The 25,556-nt window shown below is 64.7% G+C and carries 27 protein-coding genes; 18 read left to right on the forward strand and 9 right to left on the reverse strand.

Annotated elements, in window-relative coordinates:
* Positions 1-191: 191 nt before the first annotated feature.
* Positions 192-1,139 (reverse strand): EamA family transporter, encoded by a 948-nt coding sequence (locus ACK41V_RS13385; protein ID WP_409783090.1) that lies wholly within the window; start codon positions 1,137-1,139, stop codon positions 192-194.
* A gap of 97 nt (positions 1,140-1,236) precedes the next feature.
* On the opposite strand from ACK41V_RS13385, the gene ACK41V_RS13390 reads away from it, so the two are divergent.
* The 5 genes from ACK41V_RS13390 to ACK41V_RS13410 all read left to right on the forward strand — a co-directional run bounded on the left by ACK41V_RS13390 (position 1,237) and on the right by ACK41V_RS13410 (position 5,049).
* On the forward strand, positions 1,237-1,698 hold the full coding sequence (locus tag ACK41V_RS13390) for an Lrp/AsnC family transcriptional regulator (protein ID WP_409783091.1): 462 nt from the start codon (positions 1,237-1,239) through the stop codon (positions 1,696-1,698).
* Entirely contained in the window at positions 1,695-2,417 is a 723-nt protein-coding gene (locus tag ACK41V_RS13395) for a DUF1045 domain-containing protein (protein ID WP_409783092.1), read from the forward strand. The genes ACK41V_RS13390 and ACK41V_RS13395 overlap by 4 nt, the downstream gene beginning before the upstream one ends.
* 56 nt (positions 2,418-2,473) lie before the next feature.
* Positions 2,474-2,896 (forward strand): arsenate reductase (glutaredoxin), encoded by a 423-nt coding sequence (gene arsC, locus ACK41V_RS13400; protein WP_409783093.1) that lies wholly within the window; start codon positions 2,474-2,476, stop codon positions 2,894-2,896.
* Positions 2,889-3,665: an arsenical resistance protein ArsH gene (gene arsH, locus ACK41V_RS13405; RefSeq protein WP_409783094.1), complete on the forward strand. Its 777-nt coding sequence runs from the start codon at positions 2,889-2,891 to the stop codon at positions 3,663-3,665. Before arsC ends, arsH begins: the two co-directional genes overlap by 8 nt.
* Before the next feature lie 151 nt (positions 3,666-3,816).
* Positions 3,817-5,049, forward strand: a complete 1,233-nt coding sequence (locus ACK41V_RS13410) for an MFS transporter (protein ID WP_409783095.1) — start codon at positions 3,817-3,819, stop codon at positions 5,047-5,049.
* Here the strand turns inward: ACK41V_RS13410 and ACK41V_RS13415 are convergent.
* Positions 5,046-5,291 carry a hypothetical protein gene (locus ACK41V_RS13415; RefSeq protein ID WP_409783096.1) on the reverse strand — a complete coding sequence of 82 codons (246 nt, stop codon included), beginning with the start codon at positions 5,289-5,291 and terminating at the stop codon, positions 5,046-5,048. The two genes, ACK41V_RS13410 and ACK41V_RS13415, sit on opposite strands and share 4 nt — an antisense overlap.
* A 299-nt stretch (positions 5,292-5,590) precedes the next feature.
* Positions 5,591-6,250 carry a DNA-3-methyladenine glycosylase I gene (locus ACK41V_RS13420; protein WP_409783097.1) on the reverse strand — a complete coding sequence of 220 codons (660 nt, stop codon included), beginning with the start codon at positions 6,248-6,250 and terminating at the stop codon, positions 5,591-5,593.
* A 72-nt stretch (positions 6,251-6,322) separates the two neighbouring features.
* Here ACK41V_RS13420 and ACK41V_RS13425 point away from each other — a divergent pair, with 72 nt between their 5' ends.
* From ACK41V_RS13425 to ACK41V_RS13440, 4 genes are all read left to right on the forward strand, one after another.
* Positions 6,323-7,477 (forward strand): aminopeptidase, encoded by a 1,155-nt coding sequence (locus ACK41V_RS13425; protein WP_409783098.1) that lies wholly within the window; start codon positions 6,323-6,325, stop codon positions 7,475-7,477.
* 11 nt (positions 7,478-7,488) lie between these two features.
* Entirely contained in the window at positions 7,489-7,914 is a 426-nt protein-coding gene (locus ACK41V_RS13430; RefSeq protein ID WP_409783099.1) for a polyhydroxyalkanoic acid system family protein, read from the forward strand.
* An 11-nt stretch (positions 7,915-7,925) separates the two neighbouring features.
* Positions 7,926-8,663 (forward strand): nitroreductase, encoded by a 738-nt coding sequence (locus tag ACK41V_RS13435; protein ID WP_409783138.1) that lies wholly within the window; start codon positions 7,926-7,928, stop codon positions 8,661-8,663.
* Positions 8,664-8,807: 144 nt separating this feature from the next.
* On the forward strand, positions 8,808-9,782 hold the full coding sequence (locus ACK41V_RS13440) for a hydroxymethylglutaryl-CoA lyase (RefSeq protein ID WP_409783100.1): 975 nt from the start codon (positions 8,808-8,810) through the stop codon (positions 9,780-9,782).
* A gap of 91 nt (positions 9,783-9,873) precedes the next feature.
* On the opposite strand, the gene ACK41V_RS13445 is transcribed toward ACK41V_RS13440, so the two are convergent.
* The gene (locus ACK41V_RS13445) at positions 9,874-10,128 is read right to left on the reverse strand and encodes an acyl-CoA-binding protein (protein ID WP_409783101.1); all 255 of its coding nucleotides are present in this window, start codon (positions 10,126-10,128) and stop codon (positions 9,874-9,876) included.
* A gap of 160 nt (positions 10,129-10,288) precedes the next feature.
* Between ACK41V_RS13445 and ACK41V_RS13450 the strand changes: the two genes are divergently transcribed.
* Together ACK41V_RS13450 and ACK41V_RS13455 are read left to right on the forward strand one after the other, a co-directional pair.
* Complete coding sequence (locus ACK41V_RS13450; RefSeq protein WP_409783102.1) at positions 10,289-11,923, forward strand: wax ester/triacylglycerol synthase family O-acyltransferase; 1,635 nt, start codon at positions 10,289-10,291, stop codon at positions 11,921-11,923.
* Positions 11,920-12,513, forward strand: a complete 594-nt coding sequence (locus tag ACK41V_RS13455; RefSeq protein WP_409783103.1) for a DUF922 domain-containing Zn-dependent protease — start codon at positions 11,920-11,922, stop codon at positions 12,511-12,513. Before ACK41V_RS13450 ends, ACK41V_RS13455 begins: the two co-directional genes overlap by 4 nt.
* 27 nt (positions 12,514-12,540) lie before the next feature.
* Here the strand turns inward: ACK41V_RS13455 and ACK41V_RS13460 are convergent, their stop codons facing one another.
* Positions 12,541-13,140 (reverse strand): TetR/AcrR family transcriptional regulator, encoded by a 600-nt coding sequence (locus tag ACK41V_RS13460; protein WP_409783104.1) that lies wholly within the window; start codon positions 13,138-13,140, stop codon positions 12,541-12,543.
* Between the two features lie 89 nt (positions 13,141-13,229).
* Here ACK41V_RS13460 and ACK41V_RS13465 point away from each other — a divergent pair, with 89 nt between their 5' ends.
* The 6 genes from ACK41V_RS13465 (at position 13,230) to ACK41V_RS13490 (ending at position 19,636) form a co-directional block, all read left to right on the forward strand.
* Entirely contained in the window at positions 13,230-13,697 is a 468-nt protein-coding gene (locus tag ACK41V_RS13465; protein WP_409783105.1) for a DUF1348 family protein, read from the forward strand.
* Positions 13,698-13,811: 114 nt separating this feature from the next.
* A complete protein-coding gene (locus tag ACK41V_RS13470) occupies positions 13,812-14,237 on the forward strand; it encodes a PaaI family thioesterase (protein ID WP_409783106.1) in 426 nt (141 codons plus the stop codon).
* 429 nt (positions 14,238-14,666) lie between these two features.
* On the forward strand, positions 14,667-16,229 hold the full coding sequence (locus tag ACK41V_RS13475) for an acyl-CoA synthetase (RefSeq protein ID WP_409783107.1): 1,563 nt from the start codon (positions 14,667-14,669) through the stop codon (positions 16,227-16,229).
* Between the two features lie 53 nt (positions 16,230-16,282).
* Positions 16,283-17,425 carry a MaoC family dehydratase N-terminal domain-containing protein gene (locus ACK41V_RS13480; RefSeq protein WP_409783108.1) on the forward strand — a complete coding sequence of 381 codons (1,143 nt, stop codon included), beginning with the start codon at positions 16,283-16,285 and terminating at the stop codon, positions 17,423-17,425.
* Positions 17,426-17,428: 3 nt separating this feature from the next.
* Positions 17,429-18,637, forward strand: coding sequence for a CaiB/BaiF CoA transferase family protein (locus tag ACK41V_RS13485; protein ID WP_409783109.1), 1,209 nt, complete (start codon positions 17,429-17,431; stop codon positions 18,635-18,637).
* Positions 18,638-18,670: 33 nt separating this feature from the next.
* The gene (locus ACK41V_RS13490) at positions 18,671-19,636 is read left to right on the forward strand and encodes a Bug family tripartite tricarboxylate transporter substrate binding protein (RefSeq protein WP_409783110.1); all 966 of its coding nucleotides are present in this window, start codon (positions 18,671-18,673) and stop codon (positions 19,634-19,636) included.
* Positions 19,637-19,711: 75 nt separating this feature from the next.
* Here ACK41V_RS13490 and ACK41V_RS13495 read toward each other — a convergent pair whose 3' ends face one another.
* The 3 genes from ACK41V_RS13495 to ACK41V_RS13505 form a co-directional block, all read right to left on the reverse strand.
* Complete coding sequence (locus ACK41V_RS13495; protein WP_409783111.1) at positions 19,712-20,536, reverse strand: IclR family transcriptional regulator; 825 nt, start codon at positions 20,534-20,536, stop codon at positions 19,712-19,714.
* Between the two features lie 151 nt (positions 20,537-20,687).
* Complete coding sequence (locus ACK41V_RS13500; RefSeq protein ID WP_409783112.1) at positions 20,688-21,785, reverse strand: M14 family metallopeptidase; 1,098 nt, start codon at positions 21,783-21,785, stop codon at positions 20,688-20,690.
* Between the two features lie 91 nt (positions 21,786-21,876).
* Positions 21,877-23,088, reverse strand: coding sequence for a M20 aminoacylase family protein (locus tag ACK41V_RS13505; protein ID WP_409783113.1), 1,212 nt, complete (start codon positions 23,086-23,088; stop codon positions 21,877-21,879).
* 78 nt (positions 23,089-23,166) lie between these two features.
* Here ACK41V_RS13505 and argE point away from each other — a divergent pair, with 78 nt between their 5' ends.
* Positions 23,167-24,324: an acetylornithine deacetylase gene (argE, locus tag ACK41V_RS13510; RefSeq protein WP_409783114.1), complete on the forward strand. Its 1,158-nt coding sequence runs from the start codon at positions 23,167-23,169 to the stop codon at positions 24,322-24,324.
* 45 nt (positions 24,325-24,369) lie between these two features.
* Here argE and ACK41V_RS13515 read toward each other — a convergent pair whose 3' ends face one another.
* Entirely contained in the window at positions 24,370-25,500 is a 1,131-nt protein-coding gene (locus ACK41V_RS13515; RefSeq protein WP_409783115.1) for an ABC transporter substrate-binding protein, read from the reverse strand.
* Positions 25,501-25,556 lie beyond the last annotated feature (56 nt).

Consider the following 25,556-nt stretch of genomic DNA (forward strand, 5'->3'; position numbering starts at 1 on the left):
ACTGGGGGTCGCCTTTTCTTTGGTGACTTTCTTTTGGCGACGCGAAAGAAAGTTACTCGCTCGCCGGGCGACTCCCGGCCTCCGCCCTCAACACAAGCATGCTTTCCCAACCAGCACGCCAAGGCTTCGACAAGCTCAGCCCGAGCGGACCACAGAAGCGCACACAGCTTCAATACCCCCAACGCCAAGCCCTAGCCCGCGCGATACCCCGTCACCGAAGCCCGCCGCCCCGACCACCACCCCTGCAACGCCTTTCCATACAAGATAAAACCCAGCGCCGCCCCAATCAGCGGCAACGCCGCAAACACCCACCCCGTCAACAACTCCCCTCCCAGCGCCACCCCCACCAACAACGCCACCGCCGGGTTCACAAACGAATAACTCCCCGCCAATGCAGCCGACGTGTTCTGCAACAACCACAAATACGCATTGAGCGCCACCAGCGTGCCAAACACCAGCAGATAGATCCACGCCGCCCAGGACCTGGCACTGACCTGCCCCAGCGCACTCAACGGCTCAAAACACAACGCAACCACCAGCCCCATGGCCCCACCCGCAAACCACTGCGCCGCAGATGCCATGGCCGGTGCTGGCAACGACAGCTTGCGCGATGCGTACGACCCAACACTCCAGGCCAAGGGCGCACCAAAGGCCAGCAACGCACCGAGCCAGGTGGCCGAAAAATCGCCCTCCAGCGCCAGCAGCAGCGCGCCCACCACGCCCAGCGCCAAGCCGACCCAACTGGTCACCGGCACGCGCTCGCCGCCCCAGCGCGACCACAGCGCCAGCCACATGGGCATGGTGGTGACCACCGTGGCCATCAGGCCCGAGCCAATGCCCAGCTTTTGTGCAAAGCCGATGAAGTTCATCGCCAGAAACACCATGAGCCCGCCCACCAGCGCAGAGTTGCGCCACTGCAGCGCCGTGGGCAGCGCGTGCCCCTGCCACAGGGCAACCAACAGCATCACGCCGCCCGCGCACAAAAACCGGATGGCATTCATCAACAGGGGCGGCATGCTTTGGAGCGCAATGCCAATGGCGAAGTACGTGGTGCCCCACACCACATAGACCAGCAACAAGGCCACGGCAACCGCCAGGGGGCGGTGCACACGGGCTTGCGCATTGAAAATTGCCGGCATATTCTTCACCTTACCGAATAATTTATGGAAACCACGAGGTTTTCGGAATTTTTACCAAAATCAGGCGGCTATGCAAGCAAATATTCAGACAGATGACATGGACGCCAGAATTATTTCAGCCCTAGGGGCAGATGGCCGACGTTCGTATGCCGATGTGGGCGCTGAAGTGGGCCTGTCTACCGCCGCGGTGCACGAGCGGGTGAAGAAGCTGCTGGACAAGGGTGTGATCCGCCGGTTTTCGATCAGCGTGGCTCCCGAGCGGGTGGGGTTGAACTTCACGGCGTTTGTGGCCATTCGCAACGACGGCGGCATTCATTGCCGCGACGTGGCGCCCCGTCTGCGTGCCATGCCCCAGGTGGAAGAGCTGCACAGCGTGGCCGGCGAATACGATTTTTTGGCCAAGATCCGCACCACCCACGCGCGGGCGCTGGAAGACGTGATTTACGAGATCAAGGCCATTGCGGGCGTGGCGCGCACCACCAGCACGGTGGTGCTCAACACCGAGTTTGAAGACCGCCCCCTGGACCTGGGGTGGATGACGGCGGACAAGGACCTGTGAGCCGCGTGCCCCCTGTGGTCTGCCCGCCCATCAGCAGCCCACCCACAACGGCGCACCGCTATGCCGTGTGTTTTGCGCCTAACCCCGGCAGCCTGGGCTGGCTGGCTGGCAGCCACTGGCTGGGACGCTGCGCCGCCTTGTTGCAGCCCTTGCCACAACTCGACATCCACGGCGTTGCCGCCGAAGACCTGGTCCGCCTGACGGCCGCGCCCCGCCGCCAGGGCTGGCGAGCAGCGCTCATGGCACCTTTTGCGCTGGCACCAGGCGCCGACTGGATCACGCTGCACCAAACCGTGCAGGCCTTGGCGCACAGCCTGAAACCCTGTGCGTTGCCCCCGCTGCAGGTGGAACGCATCGGCGACATGCTGGCGCTGGTGCCACCCGCCTCCCATGCCACAAATGGGTTGATCCACCAGGCCGCTGCCGCCTGCGAGGCGCAGTTGCAGCCGCTGGTCGAAGCACCACGAGGCGATACGGAAGACCTTGCCGACCTGCGCGCGGCCGGGCCGACGCCGCAGCCCAGCGGGTTCCGGTTTCACTTGCCGATCACGGGCAGCCTCGACCTGGTGGATGTGCCAACACAGGCCTTGGTGCTGGACGCTGCACAAGAGTTCTTCTCGGACCTGCCGATCCTCCAGTTCAACAGCCTGGCCCTGTTTGCCGAGCCCACGCCGGGGGCAGACTTTGTGCTGCTGGACCATCTGGAAATGGCACCCTGAGCATGCCTGTTCTGGCCCCGCAGCCCTTTCCCAAAGACTGACCCATTGACCCCACCATGCCGCACGTCACCATCTATCACAACCCCCAATGCGGCACGTCCCGCAACACCCTGGCCATGATCCGCAACAGCGGCATCGAGCCCGAGGTGATCGAGTACCTGAAGACGCCGCCCGACCGCGCCACACTGCAAGCGCTGATTGCCGCCACGGGCGAGCCGGTGATCAACGCCGTGCGCGCCAAAGAGGCTGTGTTCACCGAGCTGCAATTGGGCGCTCCCGGCGTGACGGACGAGCAGCTCATCGACGCCATGCTGGCGCACCCCATCCTGATCAACCGGCCCATCGTGGTCACGCCGCTGGGCACGCGGCTGTGCCGCCCCTCTGAAGTGGTGCTGGACCTTCTGCCAGCGCCGCAACAAGGCGCGTTTACGAAGGAAGACGGCGAGGCGGTGGTCGATGCGGAGGGGAAACGTGTCTGAGCCTCTTGCACTACCCACACCACCCACGCTTCCGACACCAACGTCTCCGTCTCTTGTGGACCTGCCCCAGCTACAGGCCGACCTGTTTCGCGTGCCCGACGTGGCGCAGTTGCTGCCGCTACAGCCCAGCAGCCATGCACCGCGGTTCTTGCTGCTGTATGGATCGCTGCGCGCCCGCTCGTTCAGTCGCCTGGTCACCGAAGAGGCCGCGCGGCTGCTCACCGCCATGGGTGGCGAGGTGCGCATCTTCAACCCTAGCGGCCTGCCGCTGGCCGATGACGCGCCCGACACCCACCCCAAGGTGCAGGAGCTGCGCAGCCTGGCCCAATGGGCCGAGGGCATGGTGTGGTGCTCGCCCGAGCGCCACGGCGCCATGACCGGCATCATGAAAACGCAGATCGACTGGATCCCGCTCGCCGTGGGCGCGGTGCGCCCCACGCAGGGCAAGACGCTGGCGGTGATGCAGGTCAGCGGCGGCTCGCAGTCGTTCAACGCCGTCAACCAGATGCGCGTGCTGGGCCGCTGGATGCGCATGGTCACCATCCCCAACCAGTCGTCGGTGGCCAAAGCGTTTCATGAGTTTGGCAACGACGACCGCATGAAACCATCGGCCTACTACGACCGGGTGGTGGACGTGGTGGAAGAGCTTTTCAAGTTCACGCTGCTCACGCGCGATGTGGCGCCCTACTTGGTAGACCGCTACAGCGAGCGCAAGGAGAGCGCTGAAGCGCTGTCGCGGCGGGTGAACCAGGCCAAGGCGGTTGAGTGACAGCGTCTCCCTTCACCCCACCCACCACCGTTCGGGCTGAGCCTGTCGAAGCCTGGGCGCACATCAGTGAGAGCCCTTCGACAAGCTCAGGGCGAACGGGTGACGGGAGGTCGCGGATTCTGAAACCTCTACGGCCCCCAGCATCGACGGCATGACCGCCCCTTCACAACGCTGGGCCGTGGCGCGCCTGGGCACCGCGCAGACGCTCGCCTGGGCCTCGTCCTACTACCTGCCCGCCATGCTGGCCGTGCCCATGGCGCGCGACCTGGGGGTGGCCACGCCCACGGTGTTTGCAGCGTTTTCCGTGGCGCTCATCGTGTCTGCGCTGCTCGGGCCGCTGGCAGGCCGAGCCATCGACCAGCATGGCGGGCGGCCCGTGCTGGTGGGCACCAACCTGTTGTTTGCCGCGGCCCTGACTGGGATGGCGCTGGCACAAGGCCCGGTGGGCCTGTTTGCCGCCTGGGTGCTGATGGGGGTGGCCATGGGGTCGGGCCTGTACGAGGCTGCTTTTGCCACACTGGTGCGGCTGTATGGGCAGGGCGCGCGCGGCGCCATCACCGGCATCACGCTGATTGCCGGCTTTGCGAGCACCGTGGGCTGGCCGCTGTCGGCCTGGATGGAGGTGCAATGGGGCTGGCGCGGCGCGTGTTTTGGCTGGGCAGCGCTGCATCTGCTGGTGGGCGTGCCACTCAATGGATGGCTGCCGCGCGTTCGCCCTGCAGCCCAGGTGGATGATGCTCTGGCCGCGGCTGCAACGGCTGCACCCATCGCCAACGCCGCCACCGCAACGTCTGCAGCACCGTCAACGGCAGGCTCCACCCCGCCCACCCAGCCACTGCGCGCCACCGTGCTGCTTTCGTTCGTGTTTGCCGTCACCTGGTTCACCAGCACGGCCATGGCGGCGCACTTGCCACGGCTGCTGCAGGCCAGCGGCACATCGCTGCAAGCTGCGGTGGCGATGGCAGCGCTGGTGGGCCCCGCGCAGGTGGTGGCGCGTCTGCTGGAGTTTGGCCTGTTGCGCCGTGTGCATCCTTTGCTGTCGGCACAACTGGCGGCGGCAGCCCATCCGGTCGGCGCGGTCATCTTGCTGGTGGTGGGTGGGCCCGCCGCCGCGGTGTTTACCGTGCTGCACGGTGCGGGCAACGGCATTCTGACCATTGCCAAGGGCACGCTGCCGCTGGTGTTGTTCGGCCCCGCGGGCTACGGCGCGCGCCAGGGGCTGATGATGGTGCCCGCCCGGGTAGCGCAGGCCTTTGCCCCGGTGCTGTTTGGCATGCTGCTGGACGGCGTGGGCGCTGCAGCCGTGTGGCTTACTGCGTTGCTGGGCGTGGCGGCACTGGGGGCGTTGTGGGCCCTGCGGCCCGCACGCACATTCCACAGTTAGCCGAAGAAGACAAAGACGGCAGCAAAAAAAGTAGCGGCCCAGCTGGCGCGATTGGCAGCCTGCGCGGCCTGTTTTTCGATGGGAAACAACTCGCAGCGGCGCCACATCCACACATTGCCGACGACCATCAACAACAACCCAGCCGCCACAATCCACCCGGACGACAAGACCACACCCAGCACCAGACAGCCAATCAGTGTCATCCAGGTGAACACGCCGATGCCGCCAGAGGTGCTGGCCAACACATGAGAAAGCCCCGTGCAATAACTGCATTGCGCAGGGCTTTCTCGCGTGGCCCAGCGAAGTGCTGCATTGCTGACGCCAGGCTTTTGGCAGTGGGGGCAAATGTGCTTCATGCGGGAGAGGTGGATGGATGAATGGATCTCTGGCCTGTCATGGTATTTCAGTCGCCAGCCTTGGACTTAAAACACCCGTTCGGGCTGAGCTTGTCGAAGCCTCGCGCAGCGCTTCGACAAGCTCAGCGTGAACGGTTCCGAGTGGATTGGTGCCGACTCCATAGTTGAACAACGCTGCGCGCCCCTCATGGCACCACGAACTCTGCCCGGGCTTTCAACGCCAAGGCGCGCGAGTGGCAGCCTTCGAGGTGGTCGTTGACCAGCCCCATCGCCTGCATGAAGGCATACACGGTGGTGGGGCCTACAAAACTCCAGCCGCGTTTTTTGAGGTCTTTGGACATGGCGATGGACGCGGGCGATGTGGACAAGGTGCGAGCCACCGCGCGCGTGATGCGCTCGGGCCTGTCTGCGGCAGCGGGTTCAGACCGCCATACGTAGTGCGCCAGCGAACCAAACTCGTGCTTTAGCTCCAGCACGCGCTGCGCGTTGTTGATGGTGGAGGTGATCTTGCCGCGGTGGCGCACGATGGCGGCGTCCTGCACCATGCGCTCGACGTCCTGCTCGCCAAACGCGGCGACCTTTTCTGCGTCGAAGTTGGCAAAGGCGGCGCGAAAGCCTTCGCGTTTGTTCAGGATGGTGAGCCAGCTCAGACCCGACTGAAACCCCTCCAGGCACAGTTTTTCGAACAACCGCCGGTCATCTGCGACCGGGAACCCCCATTCGTTGTCGTGGTACTGGCGGTAAAAGGGGGTCGCTTGGCACCAGGTGCAGCGTGGGCGCCCAGCGTCGTCGGCAAACAGGCCATCGGGTAGGTTGGCAAGGGGTTCTGCGGTCATGCTGTGCATTCTAGAAACCGCCGCGGCCAGGCTGCTGACAGGCGAACGGCGCAGCGCACCATCTGCCCATAAACTGCCTGTATGCGCCAGCCTTTCTCCCGCCTGCGGGCTTCGTCCACCCTTGCGATCAGCCTTGCCTTGGCGGGCTGCGCCAGCACCACCGGCCCCACCAGCGCGTTGGGCTACTACTGGCAGTCGGTGCGGGGCCACATGCAGCTGATGCACGCGGCCGAGCCCATTGACCGCTGGATCGCCCGCACCGACATCCCGCCCGCATTGCGCGAGCGCCTGCAACTGGCGCAGCGCGCCCGCGCCTTCGCGGTGGCCGAACTGGGCCTGCCCGACAACGCCAGCTACCGCCGCTATGCCGACCTGAAGCGCCCCGCCGCCGTGTGGAACGTGGTGGCCGCGCCACCGTATGCGCTGACGTTGCACACCTGGTGTTTCCCGGTCACGGGCTGCATCGGCTACCGCGGCTATTTCACCGAGGCCGATGCGCAGGCCGAAGCAGCCGAGCTGGCCGCGCAGGGACTGGAGGTGGAGGTGTATGGCGTGCCCGCCTATTCGACGCTGGGCTACATGAACTGGGCGGGCGGCGATCCGCTGCTGTCCACCTTCATCGCCTGGCCTGAGGGCGACTTTGTGCGCCTGCTGTTCCACGAACTGGCGCACCAGGTGGTCTACGCCAAAGACGACACGTTGTTCAACGAATCTTTTGCCACGGCGGTCGAGCGCATCGGCATTGCGCAGTGGCTGTCCACACAATCTACGCCCGAGGCGCGCGACGCCTTTGCCACCAGCGAGGCGCGGCGCAGCGCCTTTCGCGCGCTGACACGGGCCACGCGGGCACGGCTGGCCACGGTTTATGAGCAAAAAGAGGCTCTAGCGCTTGATGTACAAGCGCTAGCAGCTATGAAAACAGAAGCAATGCAACAGTTTCACGCAGACTATGCCGCACTGCGCACACGCTGGCTGCAGCCACAGAACGGCAGCGCGCCCCAGGCGAGCACCGCGCAAGTGGCGGGCTACGACCGCTGGGTGGCCAAGGCCAACAACGCCAGTTTTGCCGCCCAGGCCGCCTACGACGAATTGGTGCCCGCGTTTGAAGCCCTGTTCGAGCGCGAGCGCCGCGACTGGCCCCGGTTTTATGATGCGGTGCGACAGCTGACCCAACAACCGCTGCCGCAGCGCCATGACACCCTGCGCGCATTGCTGCCACCCAAGAACACGCCCTAAGGAGACGCCCCGTGCCAGACATCCACATCCACCGCGACCACCAACTGGGCTTCAAGGAAGCCCGCAAGATTGCGTTCTCGTGGGCCGAGAAGGCCGAAGAAAAGTTCGACATGGAGTGCACCTACGAAGAAGGCGACACCGAAGACACGCTGACGTTCAGCCGCTCGGGTGTCAAAGGCACACTTCTGGTGGATGCCCACCAGTTCGAGATGAAGGCGCAGCTGGGTTTTCTGTTTGGCGCGTTCAAGGACCGCATCGAATCCGAAATTGGCGAGCAGTTGGACGCGCTGCTGAACGCCCCGCACCCTGCCGCCAAAAAGGCTGCGTCCACCAGCGCAGCCAAGAAGAAAGACAAACCCGACAAAGCCGAGAAGGCGGCCGACAGCGAACCGAAGAAGGCCGCGGCAAAGCCTGCGCCCAAAGCCAAGAAGGCGTGAACGGGCGCACCATGACAGCGCCCGGCACCGCCCCGCTCCATCCCGCTCTGGCCCCAGCGCCCGCTGCTGTGGCAGACAGCGCGGCGTTCCACACGCTGTCGGAGCTGCTCCACACGCGCTACAGCTGCCGCGCCTTTCTGCCCCAGCCCCTGCCCCGCACCACTATCGAACGCATGCTGGCCACGGCACAGCGCACCGCATCCTGGTGCAACGCTCAGCCCTGGCAGTTGCACATCGCCAGCGGCAACACCCTGGAACGCCTGCGCAGCGCGCTGCAGGCGCATGTGGCCGCCTCTGCACCCACCCCCGACCTGCCGTGGCCGCGCGAATACCGCGGGGTGTACCAGGAGCGCCGCCGTGAATGCGGCTACGGTCTGTACGAAGCGCTGGGCATCGCCAAGGGCGACCGCGAAGCGTCGGCCCAGCAGGCGGCACAAAACTTCGCCATGTTTGGCGCCCCGCACGTGGCCATCGTCACCAGCGACGAGGCGCTGGGTGTGTATGGCGCGGTGGACTGTGGCGCCTATGTGTCGAGCTTCATGCTCGCGGCGCACAGCCTCGGGGTGGGTTCCATCGCGCAGGCAGCGCTGGCGGCGTACCTGGGCGTGTTGCGCGAGGTGTTGGGCATTGGCGCCGACCGCAACGTGGTGTGTGGCATCTCATTCGGCCTGCCCGACCTGGCGCACCCTGCCAACCAGTTTCGCACCACACGCGCCGGGGTGGCCAGTGCCGTGGTGTGGAAGGACTAGTGCAGTGTTTAACGCTATCTGGCACATAAAAAGGCGTCTTTTCGCCTCTGGCAGCGTTGCAAATCCTCGCGATACACACGGTATCGCTCCGGTTTGCGCCTTGCCAGTGCCAAAAATCCATCCTTTTTGTTGGTGCCATCAAGCATGAAACATTGCACTAGCGCCATGGTCGCAGACCCCATCCCAGCGCCGCTGGACGCGGTGCTCATCAGCGAAGTGGGCCCGCGCGACGGCCTGCAGTCGGTAAAAGCCACCATGCCCACCGCCCACAAGCTCTTGTGGATTGACGCGCTGGTGGCCGCGGGCCTGCGCGAGATTGAGGTGGGCTCGTTTGTGCCCGCGCGCCTGTTGCCACAGATGGCCGACGTGGCCGAGGTGGTGCGCCACGCGCTCACCCACCCGGGCGTCACGGTGATGGCGCTGGCCCCCAACCTGCGCGGCGCCCAGGCAGCCATTGCGGCAGGTGTGCACAAGGTCACGCTGCCGGTTTCTGCCAGTGCTGCGCATTCGCTGGCCAACGTGCGCAAGACGCGCGAGGCCATGGTGGACGAGCTGCGTGCGGTGGCGCAGTGGCGCAACGACGTGGCGCCCGGCGTGCTGGTGGAGGTGGGCTTGTCCACAGCGTTTGGCTGCACGCTGCAAGGTCAGGTGCCCGAGGACGAGGTGCTGTGGCTGGCCGCCCAGTGCGCCGAGGCGGGCGCTGACGAGGTGGGGCTGTCGGACACTACCGGAATGGCCAACCCGGCCCAGGTGCGACGCCTGTTTACCCGCTTGCAGGCCGAGCTGGGCACCCGCGCGGGCGCGGCCCACATGCACAACACCCGGGGACTGGGCCTGGCCAACTGCCTCGCAGCCTATGACGTGGGTGTGCGAACGTTTGACGCATCACTGGGCGGGCTGGGTGGCTGCCCGTATGCGCCGGGCGCGTCAGGGAATGTGGTGACCGAAGACCTGGTGTTCATGTTCGAGGCCATGGGAATTGCCACGGGGGTCCACCTGGACCGGCTGATGGCGGCGCGCCAGCCACTGCAGGCGGGGCTGCCGGGCGAGCCGATCTATGGGATGACGCCTGAAGCGGGGTTGCCCAAGGGCTGGGCGCAGGGCGCCGCAAGCCGTTGAGATCACTGCGCTGCAACGCAAAAAGGCGACCTGGGTCGCCTTTTTTTTGATGTCTGGCACTGCGGCCAGATGACACACAGCAGCGGTCGGATCAGCTCAGTTCGGCGATCAGGTCGATGTACTGCTGCTTGGCCGCATCGGCCTCGGTGCCCTTGAGTTTTTCCCAGGCGTCCCACTTGGCGCGGCCCACCATGTCGGTGAAGCTGGGCTTCTTTTCGGCGTTGTCGCCCGTGGTGGCCTGCTTGTACAACGCGTAAATCTTGAGCAGCGTGGCGTTGTCTGGACGCTCGCTGAGGTTCTTGGAATTGGCCACAGCGGCTTCGAAGGTGGCGTTCAGATCGGCCATGTCGGTTGCTCCTTGGATGGAAAACGAAAGAAGATGGGGGAGGGAAAGAACGGTGTCAGCAAGGGATTGCGGCGTTGTATCTTACGGGCTGCGCGCCACGCCAAGTAGCGCCATCCATAGAGGCAAGCCCCCAAAAACAACCACAACAGGTGTACATCTGATGGTGACCCGCATTTCATCCCCCCCTGCTACAGCCGCAGAAAGCGCCGCCCCCATCTTGCGCAAGGTGCGCGCGCAGGCTCCCGACGTGGCGCGCAAAGCCGCCCAGGCCCTGCCCCCCGCCGCCCGCAAGGCCGCCACTGTGGTGCAAAAGAACATGCGGCGCGCGGCCACCGGCATGCTGGGCCTGTCGGGTGAGCGCATGAGCAAGGTGGATACCGCCTGGCTGCGCATGGACTCGCAGAGCAACCTCATGATGATCAACGGCGTGTGGACGCTGTCGCCCGGGGTCTCCTGGGCGGACCTGTGCGAACGCGTGCAGCAGCGCTTGCTGCAGTACCCAAGATTTCGCCAGCGGGTGGTGGAAGACGCCGCAGGTGCCACCTGGGTCGAAGACCGCAACTTTGACATCGCCGCCCACATCCTGCGCGAAACGCTGCCCGTCACTGCGGGCCGCAGCATGCAGCGCGCGCTGCAAGACCGAGTGGGCGAACTGGCAATGCAGCCTTTGGACAAGCGCCGCCCGCTGTGGCAGATGCACCTGATCGAAGATTTTGTGGGCGACGACGGCCAGCCCGGCAGCGCGCTCATCGTGCGCATCCACCACTGCATTGCCGACGGCATTGCGCTGATTTCCGTGACCATGACCATCGTAGACGGCGGTGCCGAGCCGCCCAAGCGCACCCGCAAGGAGCGCGAGCAGGCCGCCACGGCCGAGGACTGGATTGCAGACGCGCTCATCAAGCCCTTTACCGACATGACTGTGAAGGCGCTGGATCTGGCCGGGGACGGTGCCGCCAAGTCGTTCAAGATGCTGAGCGACCCCGAGAAAACCATGCACCATGGGCTGGCTGGCACCATGGACATGGCGCGGGTGGCGTACCAACTGGTCAGCGATGCCGCTGCGCTGGCACTGATGCCCGACGACTCTCCCACGCGCCTCAAAGGCCAGCCGGGCAGCGCCAAGCGTGTGGCGTGGTGTCCGCCCATTCCTCTGGAGGAAGTCAAGGCGATAGGCAAGGCACTCAACTGCTCCATCAACGATGTGCTGCTGTCGTGCGTGGCGGGCGCCATCGGTGGATATTTGCGCAGCCAGGGCGACGACCCCACGGGCCAGGAGATCCGCGCGATGATCCCGGTCAACCTGCGCCCTATGGAAGAGGCGTGGAAGCTGGGCAACCGCTTTGGCCTGGTGCCGCTGGTGCTGCCCATCGGCGTTGCCAACCCGGTCGAGCGGGTGTACGAGGTGCGCAAGCGCATGAATGCCCTAAAGGGCAGCACCCAACCCATCCTGGCGTTTGCGATGCTGGCGGTGGCGGGCCTGATGATCAAGCCCGCACAAGACGCATTGCTCAACCTGTTCGGCCGCAAGACCACAGCGGTGATGACCAACGTGCCCGGCCCCAAGGAGCAGCTCACGCTGTGCGGCGCGCGCGTCACGCAGTGCATGTTCTGGGTGCCGCAGTCGGGCGACATTGGCCTGGGCGTGTCTATCCTGAGCTATGGCGGCGGCGTGCAGTTTGGCGTGATCACCGACACCACGCTGTGCCCCGAGCCGCAGCTGATCATCGATGCGTTTGCGCCCGAGTTCAACCAGCTGTCGCTGCTGACGCTGATGCTGCCCTGGGGCGAATGACCACGATGGGCGCAGCGCTGACGCCCGCAGCGCGCCTGGGCGTTGTGGCAGCCGCCTTGGTCGCCTCCAGCACGGCGCTGGCGGCGGTGCAGGAAGAGTTGCTCGCCAAGCCTTACGCGGTGCACGCTCGGGCTGACGAGCCCCTGCTGCAGGCAATCAACGCGGCCACACCCATCACCGTCAATGGACAGCGGTTTCATGGCTACACGCGCTGGAATGTGCGCTGGACGTTTCGCTGGTGGCGGGAGACGTCGGGGCGCTGCACCATCACCGCAGTGACCACGAGGCTGCATGTAGAGCTGCAACTGCCCGAGCTGCAGCGCGCCACGCCCAGCCAGCAGGCCGAGTTCGACCGCTATCTGCCCGCACTGAAGCAGCATGAACAAGGCCACGTAAAGTTTGGGCGCGACGCCGCACGCGCAGTGGACGAAGGCATTGCGCAACTGCCCGCCGAGACCGAATGCGCCACGCTGGAGCGCCGTGCCAACGCGCTGGGCCAACGCATCGTGCAAGACCACGTCGAGCGCGAAAAGCGGTACGACCTGGACACCAGCCACGGCGCCACACAAGGCGCCAAGCTGAAGCGGTGATCGCCTCCTGCTGCTTGCGTCGCTTGCTCAGCAGCTCTGGACCGCGGCGATCCCCCGCAGCAGCCGCTCCACACCGGCCAACACATCCTTGAGCGGCTCACCCATCTGCACCCGCACGATGGCGCCTTCCACCACGAGGGTCAGCGCCTGTGCATCCGGCTCGCGCGCAGGGGCGGGCGGCAATAGCGCAGCCAACAAATCCGTCATGTCACGCTTGTGCCGCCGGGCGATCTCAACCACCTCGGGCAACGTGCCCCCCAGCTCGGTCACTCCGTTGATGAAAGCGCAACCGCGATAGTCGTCGCGACCCAGCCATTCGGCCAGCGCGGGGGGCAACGCAGCCAGTCGCTGGCCCGGATCTTCATGAGCACCACCATGGCGCAACAAGGCCGCGGAAAACCACGCGATCCAGCGCGTGTGCCGATACTCCAGGTACGCACACACCAGGTCGTTCTTGCTGGGGAAATGCCGGTAGAACGTGACCTTGGTGACACCCGATTCGGCGATCACGCGGTCAATGCCCGTGGCGCGAATACCGTCGCGGTAGAACAGCGCGTGTGCAGTGTGCAGCAGGCGGTCGCGGGCGGGCTGGTCTTTCCAGCCCGGGGGCTGAGGCGCAGGGATCATTCGGCCATTGTAGACAAGTCGGTCTACATACCTTTATGATGCACACATAGACAGATCTGTCTACATCTAAACCACTCCGAGGTACGCCCATGGAAGGCCGCCCGCCCCCGCCCCCTTTCACCCTGGAGACTGCGATCCAGAAAGTTCGCCTGGCCGAAGACGGCTGGAACTCGCGCGACGCGGCCCGTGTGGCTCTGGCCTACAGCGAAGACACCCGTTGGCGCAACCGCGCCGAGTTTCCGGTGGGGCGTGCCGCCGCACAGCAGTTTCTGGAGCGCAAGTGGGCAAGCGAGTTGGACTACCGCCTGATCAAGGAACTCTGGGCTTTCAGCGACCACCGCATTGCTGTGCGGTTTGCCTACGAATGGCATGACGACGCAGGCCAATGGTTTCGCAGCTACGGCAACGAGAACGGGGAGTTCAACCATGCGGGCTTGATGGCCGTGCGCCACGCGAGCATCAATGACCTTCCCATCGCCGCGGCGGAACGGTTGTTTTTCTGGCCACTGGGCCGCCGCCCGGACGGACATCCGGGGCTGACGGAACTGGGGTTGTAAGAATTTTTTTGCGATCTCCCAGTCGTTGGTAGACGGCAAAAATTTTGTACATACGCAATCTGATTTCATATGTAGAATTTTTTTCCCGAACGCCACCCCCAGGAGCCACCCGCCATGACAACCGCACTTCGTCACCAGTTGCAATCCGTCGGATGGCAAGAGCGCACCCTGCCAGGTTTCATTCAAACCGCCGGGCCTTTGTGGACGCGGCGGGAGTCTGATGGATGGGCCTACGGAATGCTGTTTGATCAGCAACATCTGAACCCTGCAGCCCGCGTTCATGGGGGCGCATTGATGACCTTGCTCGACCATGCCATCAGCTCAACGGCCTGGGAGGCCTGCGACCGCCAGCCCTGCGTGACGGTGCAGATGGACACCCAGTTTCTGGGTGCGGTAGAGGCGGGGCAGTTTGCGCAGGCGCGTGCCAGCATCTCCCACAGGACGCGCGGCACGGTCTTCTTGCGCGGGTCCATTGATGTGGATGGCACGCCCGTTTTGATGGCGCAGGCCATTCTCAAAGTTCTCTCCAACCATCGCTGACCGCGTTGCAGCGCAGGCGGCTTGGGCACCTCTGCGCGACGCCAAAACGCCCTGCATTTGATCGCAACGCAGCGCGCACCAACACGCCCGCTCCCAGGTGACTAAGGCGCCGCCCACGCAGGCGGCTCAGTCACATGCGCAAGTTAGCGCGACGCCTCCAGACACAACCCCGTTATCGCGAATCCAACCGCACAGCCGCAGTGCGGTTGCTGCTGCGCGGGCTCTTCGCCACACCCCAATGCGCGGCGCGTATTCAAACCACTCCGACGGACTGGAATGAATCAGAGGCACGGAGTCACTCCCTCAAAACCACCGGAACAGATTTGATGCTGCTTTCAATTTTTTGTACCAATACAATTTAAAGTGCTTATTGACAAAACAATTCAAAATACACAAACTGCATAGCACTACCACTGCAGACCCAAAGACATGACACGACTGACTGACACCCTGCGCTATGCGGACGCCCAGGCGCTCTTTTCATCCGACCGGCTTTGGGAGCTGTTTGATGGCAATCGCGAGTTCTGCAACATTGCCCACGAATGTGTGGACCGGCATGCGGCGTCGGGCCGCGACGCGCTGATCGTTGCGCATGCCACTGGCGAAGACGAGGTGCTGACTTATGCAGAGCTGTCGGCCGATTCGTCGCGTTTTGCGAACTACCTGGAGCAGCAGGGCGTGTTGCCGGGCGAGCGCGTCGCGATCATGTTGGAGCCCTCACGGGCGTTCTACACAGCCATGTTTGGCGTCATCAAACGTGGCGCCATTGCGGTGCCACTGTTCACGCTGTTTGGCCCCGACGGCATCCGCTTGCGTGTGAACGACTGCCAGCCGCGCCTGCTGGTCACCAACGAGCAAAAGGCCGATGTCGCCCACTCGATCACCGAGACCACCACCGTCGTGTTCCACGCCGCTTTTGCCGAGCGCCTGCAGGCGTTTTCTGCAAGCTACACCGTGCAGACACGGGCGGATGACCTGGCGGTTTTCCAGTACACGTCGGGCACCACCCGGGAGTTGCCCGAGGCGGTGAAACACACCCACCGCGCGCTGGTCACCTTGATGGTGGCGGCGCTGTATGGCACGGGTTTGCGCCCTGGAGACCGATTCTTCTGCCCCTCTTCGCCCGCCTGGGGACATGGCTTGTGGCACGGCACGCTCGCCCCGCTGGCACTGGGCCTGACGGTAGGTGCCTACAGCGGGCGGTTCAATGCAGAGCGCTTGTTGAAAGCGCTGTCAGAGCACCGCTTCACCAACATGTCGGCCGCTGCTACGCACTACCGCATGATGCGAAACAGCGGCAAGTCGGACGACTTCCGCTTCAGCTTCGAGAAGCTGTCGTTCACAGGCGAGCCCATCGATGACGAAACGGCGCGCTACATCTGGAAGACCTTTGGCCTGGAGGTTTGCAGCATGTATGGCACGACCGAAATCGGCGTCGTGCTGGTCAGCTACCCCGGCGCTCCCGACTTCATCGTCAAGCGTGGCTCGCTGGGCAAGGCCGTTCCGGGCACGCGTGTCGAGGTGCACGACCCCGAAGGCAATGTCTGCCCGCCGGGCGTTACCGGCCAACTCATGGTGTGGCGCCGCAGCGGCTGGGTGCCCACCAAGGACCTCGGGCGCACCGATGCCGATGGCTATTTCTACCATGGGGGCCGCGCGGACGACGTGATCATTTCCGCGGGCTGGACCATGAGCGCGGTCGAGATCGAGAACGTGGTGCTGATGCACCCCGATGTGCTGGAAGCCGCCGTGATTGGAGTGCCCGACGCCCTGCGCGGCCAGGTGGTGAAGGCCTTTGTCGTGAGCAGCCGCGGCGCCGATGAGGCGTTTGCCCAAGAGATCCAGGAGCTGGTGCGCACCAAGCTCAGCCAGCACGAGTACCCGCGCCACGTGGCCTTCGTGGCGGAGCTTCCCAAAACCCCCGCAGGAAAAGTCCACCGCAAGGTGCTTCGCGAGCGCGAGCTTGCAAGCCTTGCGGCGGCCACCGCCTGATTCCCCCTCCCTTTTTCACCCCGGCCTACTTTTACAACCAAGGAGACTTGTCCATGTCCGAAACCACCCAACGCAGCTTCCCTAAGATCACCGAGAGCGGGCTCGATGAGCTGCGACAACGCATTGGCATCAAGATCGGACAGACGGCCGAGCCATGGTGCTACGAAGCCACCCGCGACAACATTCGCCACTATGCACACGGCATTGGCGACGACAACCCACTGTGGTGCGATCCGGACTACGCGGCCAAATCGCACTACGGCGGCCTCGTGGCGTTGCCAAGCTTCCTGTTCTCCACCAGCCGCATCGTGTCGGGCTATGTGGGCGGCCTGCCTGGCGTGCACGCTATGTGGTCGGGCGCCGACTGGACCTGGCACAAGCCTGTGCACCGCAATGACGTGATCAGCACAGAAGCCCATCTCAAGGACCTGATCGAACACCAGACCAAGTTTGCGGGCCGTGCCGTGCAGCAGATTTACCACGTGGACTTCTTCAACCAGCAGGGGGACAAGGTGGCCGAGGCCGACAGCTGGTGCTTTCGCACCGAGCGCGACCATGCCCGCGAAGTCGGCACCAAGTACAAGGAAGCGCGTTCACGTGAGCCACGCCGTTACACCGATGAAGAGCTGGCGGAAGCCTACAAGCTGTACCGCGACGAGGAAATCCGCGGTGCGACACCCCGCTATTGGGAAGATGTGAAAGAAGGCGAGGCACTGCCCGTGATGTTCAAGGGACCGATGACGGTGACCGGGTTCATTGCCTACGCCCAGGGCTGGGGCGGCCTCTACATCCGCGCCAACAAGCTGGCCTGGAAGCTCATCGACGCGCACCCTGGCGTCGGCATCAAGAACCGTTTTGGCATTCCAGACTGCCCAGAGCGTGTGCACTGGGAAGAAGACTTCGCGCTGGAAGTCGGCGCCCCTGGCGCCTATGACTACGGCCCGGAGCGCACCTCGTGGCTCACCCACCAGTTGACCAACTGGATGGGCGACACCGGCTTCCTGCACAAGGCCAGCTGCAAAATCCGCCGCCACAACCCCGAGGGCGACATGCTGTTCATCAAGGGCAAAGTGGCGCGCAAATGGGTGGAAGACGGCAAACACATGGTCGAGATCGAGCAAGAGGCCCGCAACCAGGACGACGAACTGTCGGTGCTGGGCACCGGTATCGTGATCTTGCCCAGCCGAGGCCAATGAGCCATGCGCACCACCAGCGGTGGTGCGCTGCAGGGCCTGCGAATTGTTGACCTGACCCGGGTTCTCGCAGGCCCTTTGTGCACCCAGATTCTTTCAGACCACGGCGCCGAAGTCGTCAAGGTCGAGCCGCCTTCGGGGGACGAAACTCGCCGGTTGGGCCCGCCGTTTGACAGCTCGGGGAGCGCGGCGTACTTCTCGGCCCTGAACCGGGGCAAGCAGGCCATCAGCCTGGACCTGTCCATGCCCGACGCCCAGGAGGTGCTGCACCGGTTGCTCAGCGAGGCCGATGTGCTGGTTGAAAATTTCATGCCCGGCACCCTGGAAAGGTGGGGCCTGGGCTACGAGCAGACGCTGGCGGCACGTTACCCGAAGTTGGTCTACTGCAGCATCACCGGCTTCGGTCAGGACGGCCCGCTGGGTGGCCTGCCGGGCTACGACGCTGTGCTGCAGGCGCTGTGTGGGCTGATGAGCGTGAACGGTGACCCTGCCAGCGGCGCCACGCGCATAGGGCTGCCCGTGGTGGACCACCTCACAGGCTACGTCGCGCTGTCCGGCATTCTGTTGGCACTGCAGGCGCGCCAGCGAACGGGGCTGGGGCAACGGGTAGAAGCCACGCTGTACGACACGGCCATGAGCTTGCTGCTGCCGCATGCCTCCAACTGGTTTTCGTCCCACCAATCGCCTGAACTGCTGGGCAGCGCACACCCCAACATCGCACCGTACGAGAAATTCCGCGCGAACGATGGCGAGGTGTTTATCGGCATCGTCAGCGACGGACAGTTCCGAAAGTTCTGCAGCCACATTGGCCAAGAAGGCTTGGTCAGTGATGAACGTTTCCATACCAACGCGGCGCGGGTCACACACCGCGCCGAGCTCAAGGCGGTGATCGAAAACGCCATTGCCAGCCTGGGCGGCGGCCCACTGTGCGAGTCACTGATGCGCGCTGGCGTACCGGCAGGCGTGGTCAATTCCTTGCCCCAAGCCTTGAATCACCCTCACACAGAGCACCGCCAGATGCTGGTGCGGCGAGGCAACTACACCGGCTTGCGCGCCCCCATGCGCCTGTCAGCCACCCCCGACCAGCCGGGCGCAGCCCCGCCCACTTTTTCACAAGACTCCGGCGACATCCTTGTTCGCCTGGGTTTTTCAACACAGGAGATTTCCACCCTGCGCACATCCGGCGCAGCGCCTTGTCCCGCATCGCCCTCGTGACTTTGATACCAATACCTATATAAGGAGACAATCATGAAAGTGTTCGCTGCCATCTTGAGCCTCGCGTGTGCCGCTGCCGTGCTACCGGCCGGCGCCTCACCCCCGCCCTATCCCAACAAGCCCATCCGCATCGTGGTGGCCTACCCGGCGGGACAGGGCACCGACATTGCCACACGCTACCTGGCCGAACAACTGTCCAAAGACCTGGGCCAGCCGATCATCGTGGACAACCGGCCGGGCGCTGGCGGAAACCTGGGGACCGAGCTGGCAGGCCAGGCTGCGGGGGATGGCTACACGTTGACCATGGGCACCAACGCCACCCACGTGCTCAATCAGTACCTCTTCGCCAAACTGGCGTTTGACCCGGACAAGGACTTTGAGCCGGTGGCGCTGGTGGGCACCTTCCCCATGGTGATCGCCGTGCACGCCAACTCTTCCCTGACATCCATGGCCGACCTGTTCGGCGCGGTGCAAAAGAACCCACGCTCGGCCGATATCGCCATGCCCAGCACCACAGCGCGGCTGGTGGTAGAGCTGCTCAAGGAGCGCTCCAGCGCCGCCCTGTTTGGCATTCCGTACAAAGGCTCGGGCACCGCAATGACCGAAGTGCTGGGCGGACAGTTGCCGGTGATGGTGGACACACCCACCGCCCTGCGACCGCACCTGGCGGCGGGCAAGGTGCGCGCCATCGGGGTGACCTCCAGCAAGCCCAGCAGCCTGGCTCCGGGCGTGAAGCCCGTGGCAGACCAGGGCATCAGCGGTTTTGAAGTGATTGCCTGGAACGGCTTGTATGCGCCCAAAGGCACTCCCGCACCCATCATCGCCCGCCTCAATACCGCCATGAACTTGGCCCTCGCCCGGCCCGAAACCCAGCAAAAGCTGCTGGACCTGGGCTTTGAACCGGCCGGCGGCACACCAGCACAGCTGGCGGATTTCGCCCGGGCAGAGCGCACCAAGTGGCAGCCGCTGATCAAGGCGGCAGGGCTGAAGGCAGACTGATCACTCGCGGGCCCACCGCGCGGGTGGGCATGCGCTGCAGCAACCGCGGTAACGGCAGCGGCAGCGCTGCGGACATCAACCGCCGCGGGCCAGCATCAGGTCCGCAACGGCCTTGGCCTCGTACTGCATGGCCTGGGCCACCTTGACGGTGGTGGCGGGGTTGAGCTGGCTGGACAACCCCGCGGCCACCAGCGTGTGGGTCAAGCGGCGGGACGCATCAAAAATGGGTACCGCCACCACCGTGAGACCGCCAATGAAGTTGTCGCGGTCCACGCTCCAGCCTTGCACCCGCGCCAGTTCGACCTCTTCCTTCCAGGTGTCAAACGATGGGGCTTTGTCCCACTGGATCGCCTGGAACTTCTTGCGCAGCTGGGTCCAGTTCTCGTCGCCGCAGGCAGCAATCAGGCGCCCGGTGGCACTGGCCAGGTGATTGAACTGGCTGCCCACATCGGTGTGCAGCCGAAACGGCTGGCTGGACTTGGACAGGGCCAGCACCACCACGCTTTGTTTGGGCGTCACCTCCACCCCCATGGCGGTCACACTGAAGGTGGATGCAATCTTGTCGAGCGCTGACTGCGCCAATTGCGCAAAACCGCTGCCCGCCAGCACACTGCGCGCCAGCGCAATCATTCCGCCCGCCAATGAATACCGCTTCGACGCCGGGTCGACATGCACCAGTTCTTCTGCCACCAGCACCCGCAGAATGTGCAGGCAGGTGCTGGGGACCAGATCCAGCGTGTCGGCAATGGCCTTGACCCCCATTCCGGCCTTGTTGTCCCCCAACAAGCGCAGGATGGCGATAGACCGGCTGACGGCGGGCACGGGGCGCAATCGCACCCCTTTGACGGGCTTGGCGTCGGCTTTGGTGTTGTCTTTCAGGGGGGCGCTCTTGGGGGGCATGTCTTCACTCGGTGGCGGCGATGCGCGATGGTAACGCCGCAGCCCGCAGCGACCGTTGGCGGCGGCGGGGGCTGAGCAACCCTCAAAATACTCAAATTTGATAGCTACTAGCGCTTATCCATCAAGCGCTAGAGGCCATTTTCATTCAAATTTAGGCTGCCAACCCATCCACGGCCTGAAACATCGACTGCCGCGCCTGGCTCACGATCTGGCCCTTCCACTCCGGCGTGTCGGTGTAGAACGCGGCCAGCATCTGCGCCTTGATCTGCGCGGCCTTGTCTGCGGGGGTGTCGGGGTGCAGATTGAGCCATTGCTCGGCGCGGACGGCGTTCATCACGTCCAGCACCGGCACCGTGCCGTACTCCATCGCGATGCCGGTGGTCTCGGCGTGTGGGCATTCGTCATAGATAGCGCCCCACATCAGGCCCGTGAGAAATGCTGAGGTGGACGATCCGTCATAGATCGACGTGACTGGCGTGGCCCCGCCGCCATCCCACCACGCGCGGGCGCGGGCGATGGACACCGCGTCGTCCTCGCCGGCATAGATGCGCTCGCCGTGGCCGCTGGGGCCCAGGCCCGTGTGCAAGTCGATCCACGCGATGCTGCGGGCGCTGGCGCCATGCTTGTGCAGCACACCGCGAAGCGTGCGGTTGCTCCAGGTGGGCTCGGTACCGCCAAAAAAGATGCCGTCCGCAAACTCATGCTGACCCTGCGAAATCGCCGCCTGCCACGCGGCCTCACCCTTGGTCGCGATGTACTGCATCACGGCAGCCTGGTTGTCTGCTGACGGAGGCCATTGCTCGGGCAGCAACAAGGGATGCACCTCGCGGTACGCCTCGTTCACGGGCAGGGGTTTGGAAAAATCCTGGAAGTTGCGGTTCAGGTCCACGTTCTCGTGCGTGAAGCGGCGCACGTGCGAGAAACCATAGGGGTTGAGCGCATGGATGTAGAGCGTGGCCACACCCGCGGCATGCGCCTTGGCGCGCCACTCGGCGTCGTGCAGCGCAAACACCTGCACACCGCTGCCGCAGTAACCCTCCACACCGTGGCAGGCGCTGCTCACGATGAGCAGTTTGTCGGCGTCCACCGGGCCGTCCCGTACCACGTCCATCGCCAGGTCTTCGCCGTCGCGGCCCTTGAGCGGGTGCGCATGCGATTCAATCGGCAGGCCTGCTGCGGCCGCGGCCTCCAGAAACTTCTTGCGGGCCTGGGCGTAGCTGGGCGAGAAGGCGTCGACGAGTCCGGTCATGGGCGTGGGCTTTCACAAAAGAGGGAGAGAGGAAAAAAGAAAACCCGGGCACGCGCGGTGTGCGCCCGGGGTGGGGTCAAGGCAACAAGCGTCAGGCCGAGGTGGTGGGCTGTGCCAGCCACTCTTCGGCCAGCTTGACCCAGTACGTGGCACCCAGCGGGATCAGGTCGTCGTTGAAATCGTAGCTGGGGTTGTGCAGCATGCAGGGGCCGCCGCCATGGCCCATCTCGCGGTGCGTACCGTCGCCGTTGGCGATGAAACAGTAGGCGCCCGGTTTGGCCTGCAGCATGTAGGCAAAGTCTTCGCCCCCCATGGTGGGCTCCTGGGCCAGCACCCGCTCCTCACCCACGATGCCGATCATCACCTTGCGCGCAAATTCGGCTTCGGCAGGCGAGTTGATGGTGGGCGGATAGTTGCGGTCGAACTCGAACTCGCAGGTGGCGTCGTGCGCGGCGCAGGTGTGCTCTGCCACCTGGCGCATGCGCTTTTCGATCATGTCGAGCACTTCCACAGTAAAGGTGCGCACCGTGCCCTGCAGCTCGACGCTGTCGGGCACCACATTGGTGGCCTCGCCCGCGTGGATCATGGTGACCGAGATCACGCCCGCGTCCACCGGCTTCTTGTTGCGGCTGATGATGGTCTGGAAGGTCTGCACCATCTGGCAGGCAATCGGCACCGGGTCGATGCCCGTGTGTGGCAGCGCCGCGTGGCCGCCCTTGCCACGCAAGGTGATCTTGAATTCGCTGGTCGATGCCATCACCGGGCCGGGGCTGACGGCAAACGTGCCCACCGGCATGCCGGGCCAGTTGTGCATGCCGTACACGGCCTGCATGGGGAACTGCTCGAACAGGCCGTCTTCGATCATCACGCGGGCACCGCCGCCACCTTCTTCGGCGGGCTGAAAGATCAGGTACACGGTGCCATCAAAGTTGCGGTGCTTGGCAAAGTGCTGCGCCGCCGCCAGCAACATGGCCACATGGCCGTCGTGGCCGCAGGCGTGCATCTTGCCTTTGTGGACGCTGGCATGGGCGAAGGTGTTGAACTCCTGCATGGGCAGGGCGTCCATGTCCGCGCGCAGGCCAATGGCCCGGCCGCTGGCGCCGCCGTCACGCCCCTTGACGATGCCCACCACGCCGGTCTTGCCCAGGCCGCGGTGGATGGGAATGCCCCATTCGGTGAGCTTTTGCGCCACCACGTCGGCGGTGCGCACTTCTTCGAAGCACAACTCAGGGTGGGCGTGAATGTCCCGGCGCACCGCTGCAATACTGGCCGCCTGGGTGACGATGGAGTCAATAACGTTCATGATATGTATCCTTACGATCTGACAGTCTAGCCCGACTCCGCCCCTCGTGTCAGCACGGGTTATTCATCACACCCCTCCATGATTTCACCCTACGCCCTCGAACTTGCGCAAGCCCTGGTGCGCATGAACACCGTCAGCCACAACTCCAACCTGGAGCTGATTCACTTCATCCGCGACATCCTGGCCAAGCTGGGCGTCAAAAGCCGCCTGACCTACAACGCCGAGAAAACCAAGGCCAACCTGTTTGCCACGCTGGGCGAGGGCAAACCCGCCGGAGTGATCCTGTCGGGCCACACCGACACCGTGCCATGGGACGGGCAGGACTGGACGATGGACCCGCTGAGCGCCTTGGTGAAAGACGGCAACCTGTATGGCCGTGGCAGTGCCGACATGAAGGCGTTCATCGGCATTGCCGTCTCGCACGCCGAACAGTTTTTGAACAGCGACGCCCCGTTTGCGCTGCACTTTGCGTTCAGCTATGAAGAAGAGATCGGCTGCTTTGGCGTGAAGGAGCTGATTGCCGACCTGCGCGACGAAGGCATCAAGCCGCTGGCCTGCATTGTGGGTGAGCCCACCAGCATGGTGCCTGCGATTGCGCACAAGGGTGTGTACCGCTACAAGTGCTGCGTGCGCGGCAAAGAGGCGCATTCGTCCCTCACGCCGCAATCGGTCAACGCCATTGAGATGGCCGCCCGTGTGGTCAGCCGTCTGCGCGACATGGGCGAAGGATTCGAGAAGAACGAGCCCCGGTTTGAAGGCTTTGACGTGCCGTTTTCCACCACCAGCGTGGGCCAGTTCCATGGCGGCATTGCCGACAACGTGGTGCCGCGCGACGCGGAGTTCCGTTATGAGTTTCGCGACCTGCCCACGGCCAACGCGGAGCAGATGCAGTCGGAGATGGTGGCCTACGCCAAATCGCTAGAGCCTGCCATGAAAAAGGTGGCGCCCGCAGCGGGGTTTGATTTTGAAACCATCTGCGAGATCCCGAGCTTTCTGGGCAGCAAGGACGACCCCGTGACGCGCCTGGCGCAAGAGCTGAGCGGCGAAGCAGGCACCACGCTGGTGGCGTTTGGCACCGAGGCGGGTCTGTTCAAGAACGCAGGCATCTCTACCGTGGTGTGTGGCCCAGGCAGCATTCAGCAGGCCCACCAGCCTGACGAATATGTGAGCCTGGACCAGCTGGCCCGGTGCGAGGCATTCATGCAGGGGCTGGCGCGCACCCGCACGCTGGGTTGACCAACAGGCAGTGCGGGGTGGCGGACGGCGGCCCTGCTACTCCAGCTACTCCCGCACCCGTCCCTGGGCGTCGATCAGGCCCAGTTCCAGCAGCCGTGACGCCACCCGCTCGCCCGCAAAGTGCACGCGAAAGCCGCCCAGGTTCAGCTCTTCCATGGTTTCCAGCGTCTTGCGCAGGCGGGCGCGTGTGATGTCCTTGCCCATGCGGCGCAGCGCCTCGGTCATCACTCGGGCGGCGATGTAGCCCTCCAGCATGTACACATTGGGCTTGCCCAGTTTGCCCGCCGCAGCGTCGGCCTGCAGGTCGCGCACGATGGCCAGACGGGCGTTGTCGCTGCGGGGCACGCCACGCACCACCACCACACCCGCGCCCGCACTGCCCAGCAGGTCGGCCAGCAGGCTTTCGCCGGTGTTGGAGAACCCGTACACCTGCCCACGAAAACCCTGCGCGCGCAGATCACGGATGGCGGCGGCTGCACTGCGCGCGTCGCCAATCACCAGCAGCGATTCAGGCTTGGCAGCCAAGGCCTTGTCCGGCGCGGTGATGGCGCCCTTGAAGACCAGGTTGGCACCCAGGCCGTTGAGCGTGTTCTCGGCCGACTCCAGCGCCGCCATCGAGTCGCTATCGGCCGCATGCAGGATGGCCAGTTTGCGCGCGCCCAGCGTAGCGGCATGGCGCATCACGGCCATCGCTTCTTCGGAATAGCCGGGGCGCAGCGTGAACACGTTGGGGTAGACCGCGCCGCGGAACTCGTCGCCACCCGCCATGGGGGCGAACAACAACACATCGCTGTCCTTGATGAGCTTGTAGCTGGCCGCGACCTGCGGCGAGCCGTAGTAGCCAAACAGCGCCAGCGGGTTTTGCGCCAGCAGCTTCTGGGTGTTGGCGGCGGCCTGCTCGGGGACGCCTGCGTCATCCAGCGTGACCAGCTCGATAGGCCGGCCACTGATACCCCCGGCGGCATTCACCCGGTCGAAATGGAGCTTGGCGCCTTGCTGAAAGGGCAGCGCCAGCGCCGCGCCCGCCCCCGTCAGTGCCACGGACTGCCCGAGCACGATGGGCGCTGCGGCAGCGACACCCGCCGTTGCCTGCGCCCACGCGACGGATGCGCCCATCGACAGCAGCACCACGCACAGCGCGCGGCCCCACCGTGCTGCAGAGTGTTTGACAACCATCGCCGCCTCCCGGACCTGCCCCGAACGCGGCGCAGTGGGCGCGAATATAGGAGCGG

Origin of the sequence: Acidovorax sp., from assembly GCF_046291265.1 — a bacterium.
Classification (GTDB): Bacteria; Pseudomonadota; Gammaproteobacteria; order Burkholderiales; family Burkholderiaceae_C; genus Acidovorax.

Bases quoted from the DNA above. Each gene is read 5' to 3' on its own strand.
- ACK41V_RS13385 (WP_409783090.1), bottom strand. From the start codon at position 1,139: ATGCCGGCAATTTTCAATGCGCAAGCCCGTGTGCACCGCCCCCTGGCG.
- ACK41V_RS13390 (WP_409783091.1), top strand. From the start codon at position 1,237: ATGGACGCCAGAATTATTTCAGCCCTAGGGGCAGATGGCCGACGTTCG.
- arsC (WP_409783093.1), top strand. From the start codon at position 2,474: ATGCCGCACGTCACCATCTATCACAACCCCCAATGCGGCACGTCCCGC.
- ACK41V_RS13410 (WP_409783095.1), top strand. From the start codon at position 3,817: ATGACCGCCCCTTCACAACGCTGGGCCGTGGCGCGCCTGGGCACCGCG.
- ACK41V_RS13420 (WP_409783097.1), bottom strand. From the start codon at position 6,250: ATGCACAGCATGACCGCAGAACCCCTTGCCAACCTACCCGATGGCCTG.
- ACK41V_RS13425 (WP_409783098.1), top strand. From the start codon at position 6,323: ATGCGCCAGCCTTTCTCCCGCCTGCGGGCTTCGTCCACCCTTGCGATC.
- ACK41V_RS13435 (WP_409783138.1), top strand. From the start codon at position 7,926: ATGACAGCGCCCGGCACCGCCCCGCTCCATCCCGCTCTGGCCCCAGCG.
- ACK41V_RS13440 (WP_409783100.1), top strand. From the start codon at position 8,808: ATGAAACATTGCACTAGCGCCATGGTCGCAGACCCCATCCCAGCGCCG.
- ACK41V_RS13445 (WP_409783101.1), bottom strand. From the start codon at position 10,128: ATGGCCGATCTGAACGCCACCTTCGAAGCCGCTGTGGCCAATTCCAAG.
- ACK41V_RS13450 (WP_409783102.1), top strand. From the start codon at position 10,289: ATGGTGACCCGCATTTCATCCCCCCCTGCTACAGCCGCAGAAAGCGCC.
- ACK41V_RS13455 (WP_409783103.1), top strand. From the start codon at position 11,920: ATGACCACGATGGGCGCAGCGCTGACGCCCGCAGCGCGCCTGGGCGTT.
- ACK41V_RS13460 (WP_409783104.1), bottom strand. From the start codon at position 13,140: ATGATCCCTGCGCCTCAGCCCCCGGGCTGGAAAGACCAGCCCGCCCGC.
- ACK41V_RS13465 (WP_409783105.1), top strand. From the start codon at position 13,230: ATGGAAGGCCGCCCGCCCCCGCCCCCTTTCACCCTGGAGACTGCGATC.
- ACK41V_RS13470 (WP_409783106.1), top strand. From the start codon at position 13,812: ATGACAACCGCACTTCGTCACCAGTTGCAATCCGTCGGATGGCAAGAG.
- ACK41V_RS13475 (WP_409783107.1), top strand. From the start codon at position 14,667: ATGACACGACTGACTGACACCCTGCGCTATGCGGACGCCCAGGCGCTC.
- ACK41V_RS13480 (WP_409783108.1), top strand. From the start codon at position 16,283: ATGTCCGAAACCACCCAACGCAGCTTCCCTAAGATCACCGAGAGCGGG.
- ACK41V_RS13485 (WP_409783109.1), top strand. From the start codon at position 17,429: ATGCGCACCACCAGCGGTGGTGCGCTGCAGGGCCTGCGAATTGTTGAC.
- ACK41V_RS13490 (WP_409783110.1), top strand. From the start codon at position 18,671: ATGAAAGTGTTCGCTGCCATCTTGAGCCTCGCGTGTGCCGCTGCCGTG.
- ACK41V_RS13495 (WP_409783111.1), bottom strand. From the start codon at position 20,536: ATGCCCCCCAAGAGCGCCCCCCTGAAAGACAACACCAAAGCCGACGCC.
- ACK41V_RS13500 (WP_409783112.1), bottom strand. From the start codon at position 21,785: ATGACCGGACTCGTCGACGCCTTCTCGCCCAGCTACGCCCAGGCCCGC.
- ACK41V_RS13505 (WP_409783113.1), bottom strand. From the start codon at position 23,088: ATGAACGTTATTGACTCCATCGTCACCCAGGCGGCCAGTATTGCAGCG.
- argE (WP_409783114.1), top strand. From the start codon at position 23,167: ATGATTTCACCCTACGCCCTCGAACTTGCGCAAGCCCTGGTGCGCATG.
- ACK41V_RS13515 (WP_409783115.1), bottom strand. From the start codon at position 25,500: ATGGTTGTCAAACACTCTGCAGCACGGTGGGGCCGCGCGCTGTGCGTG.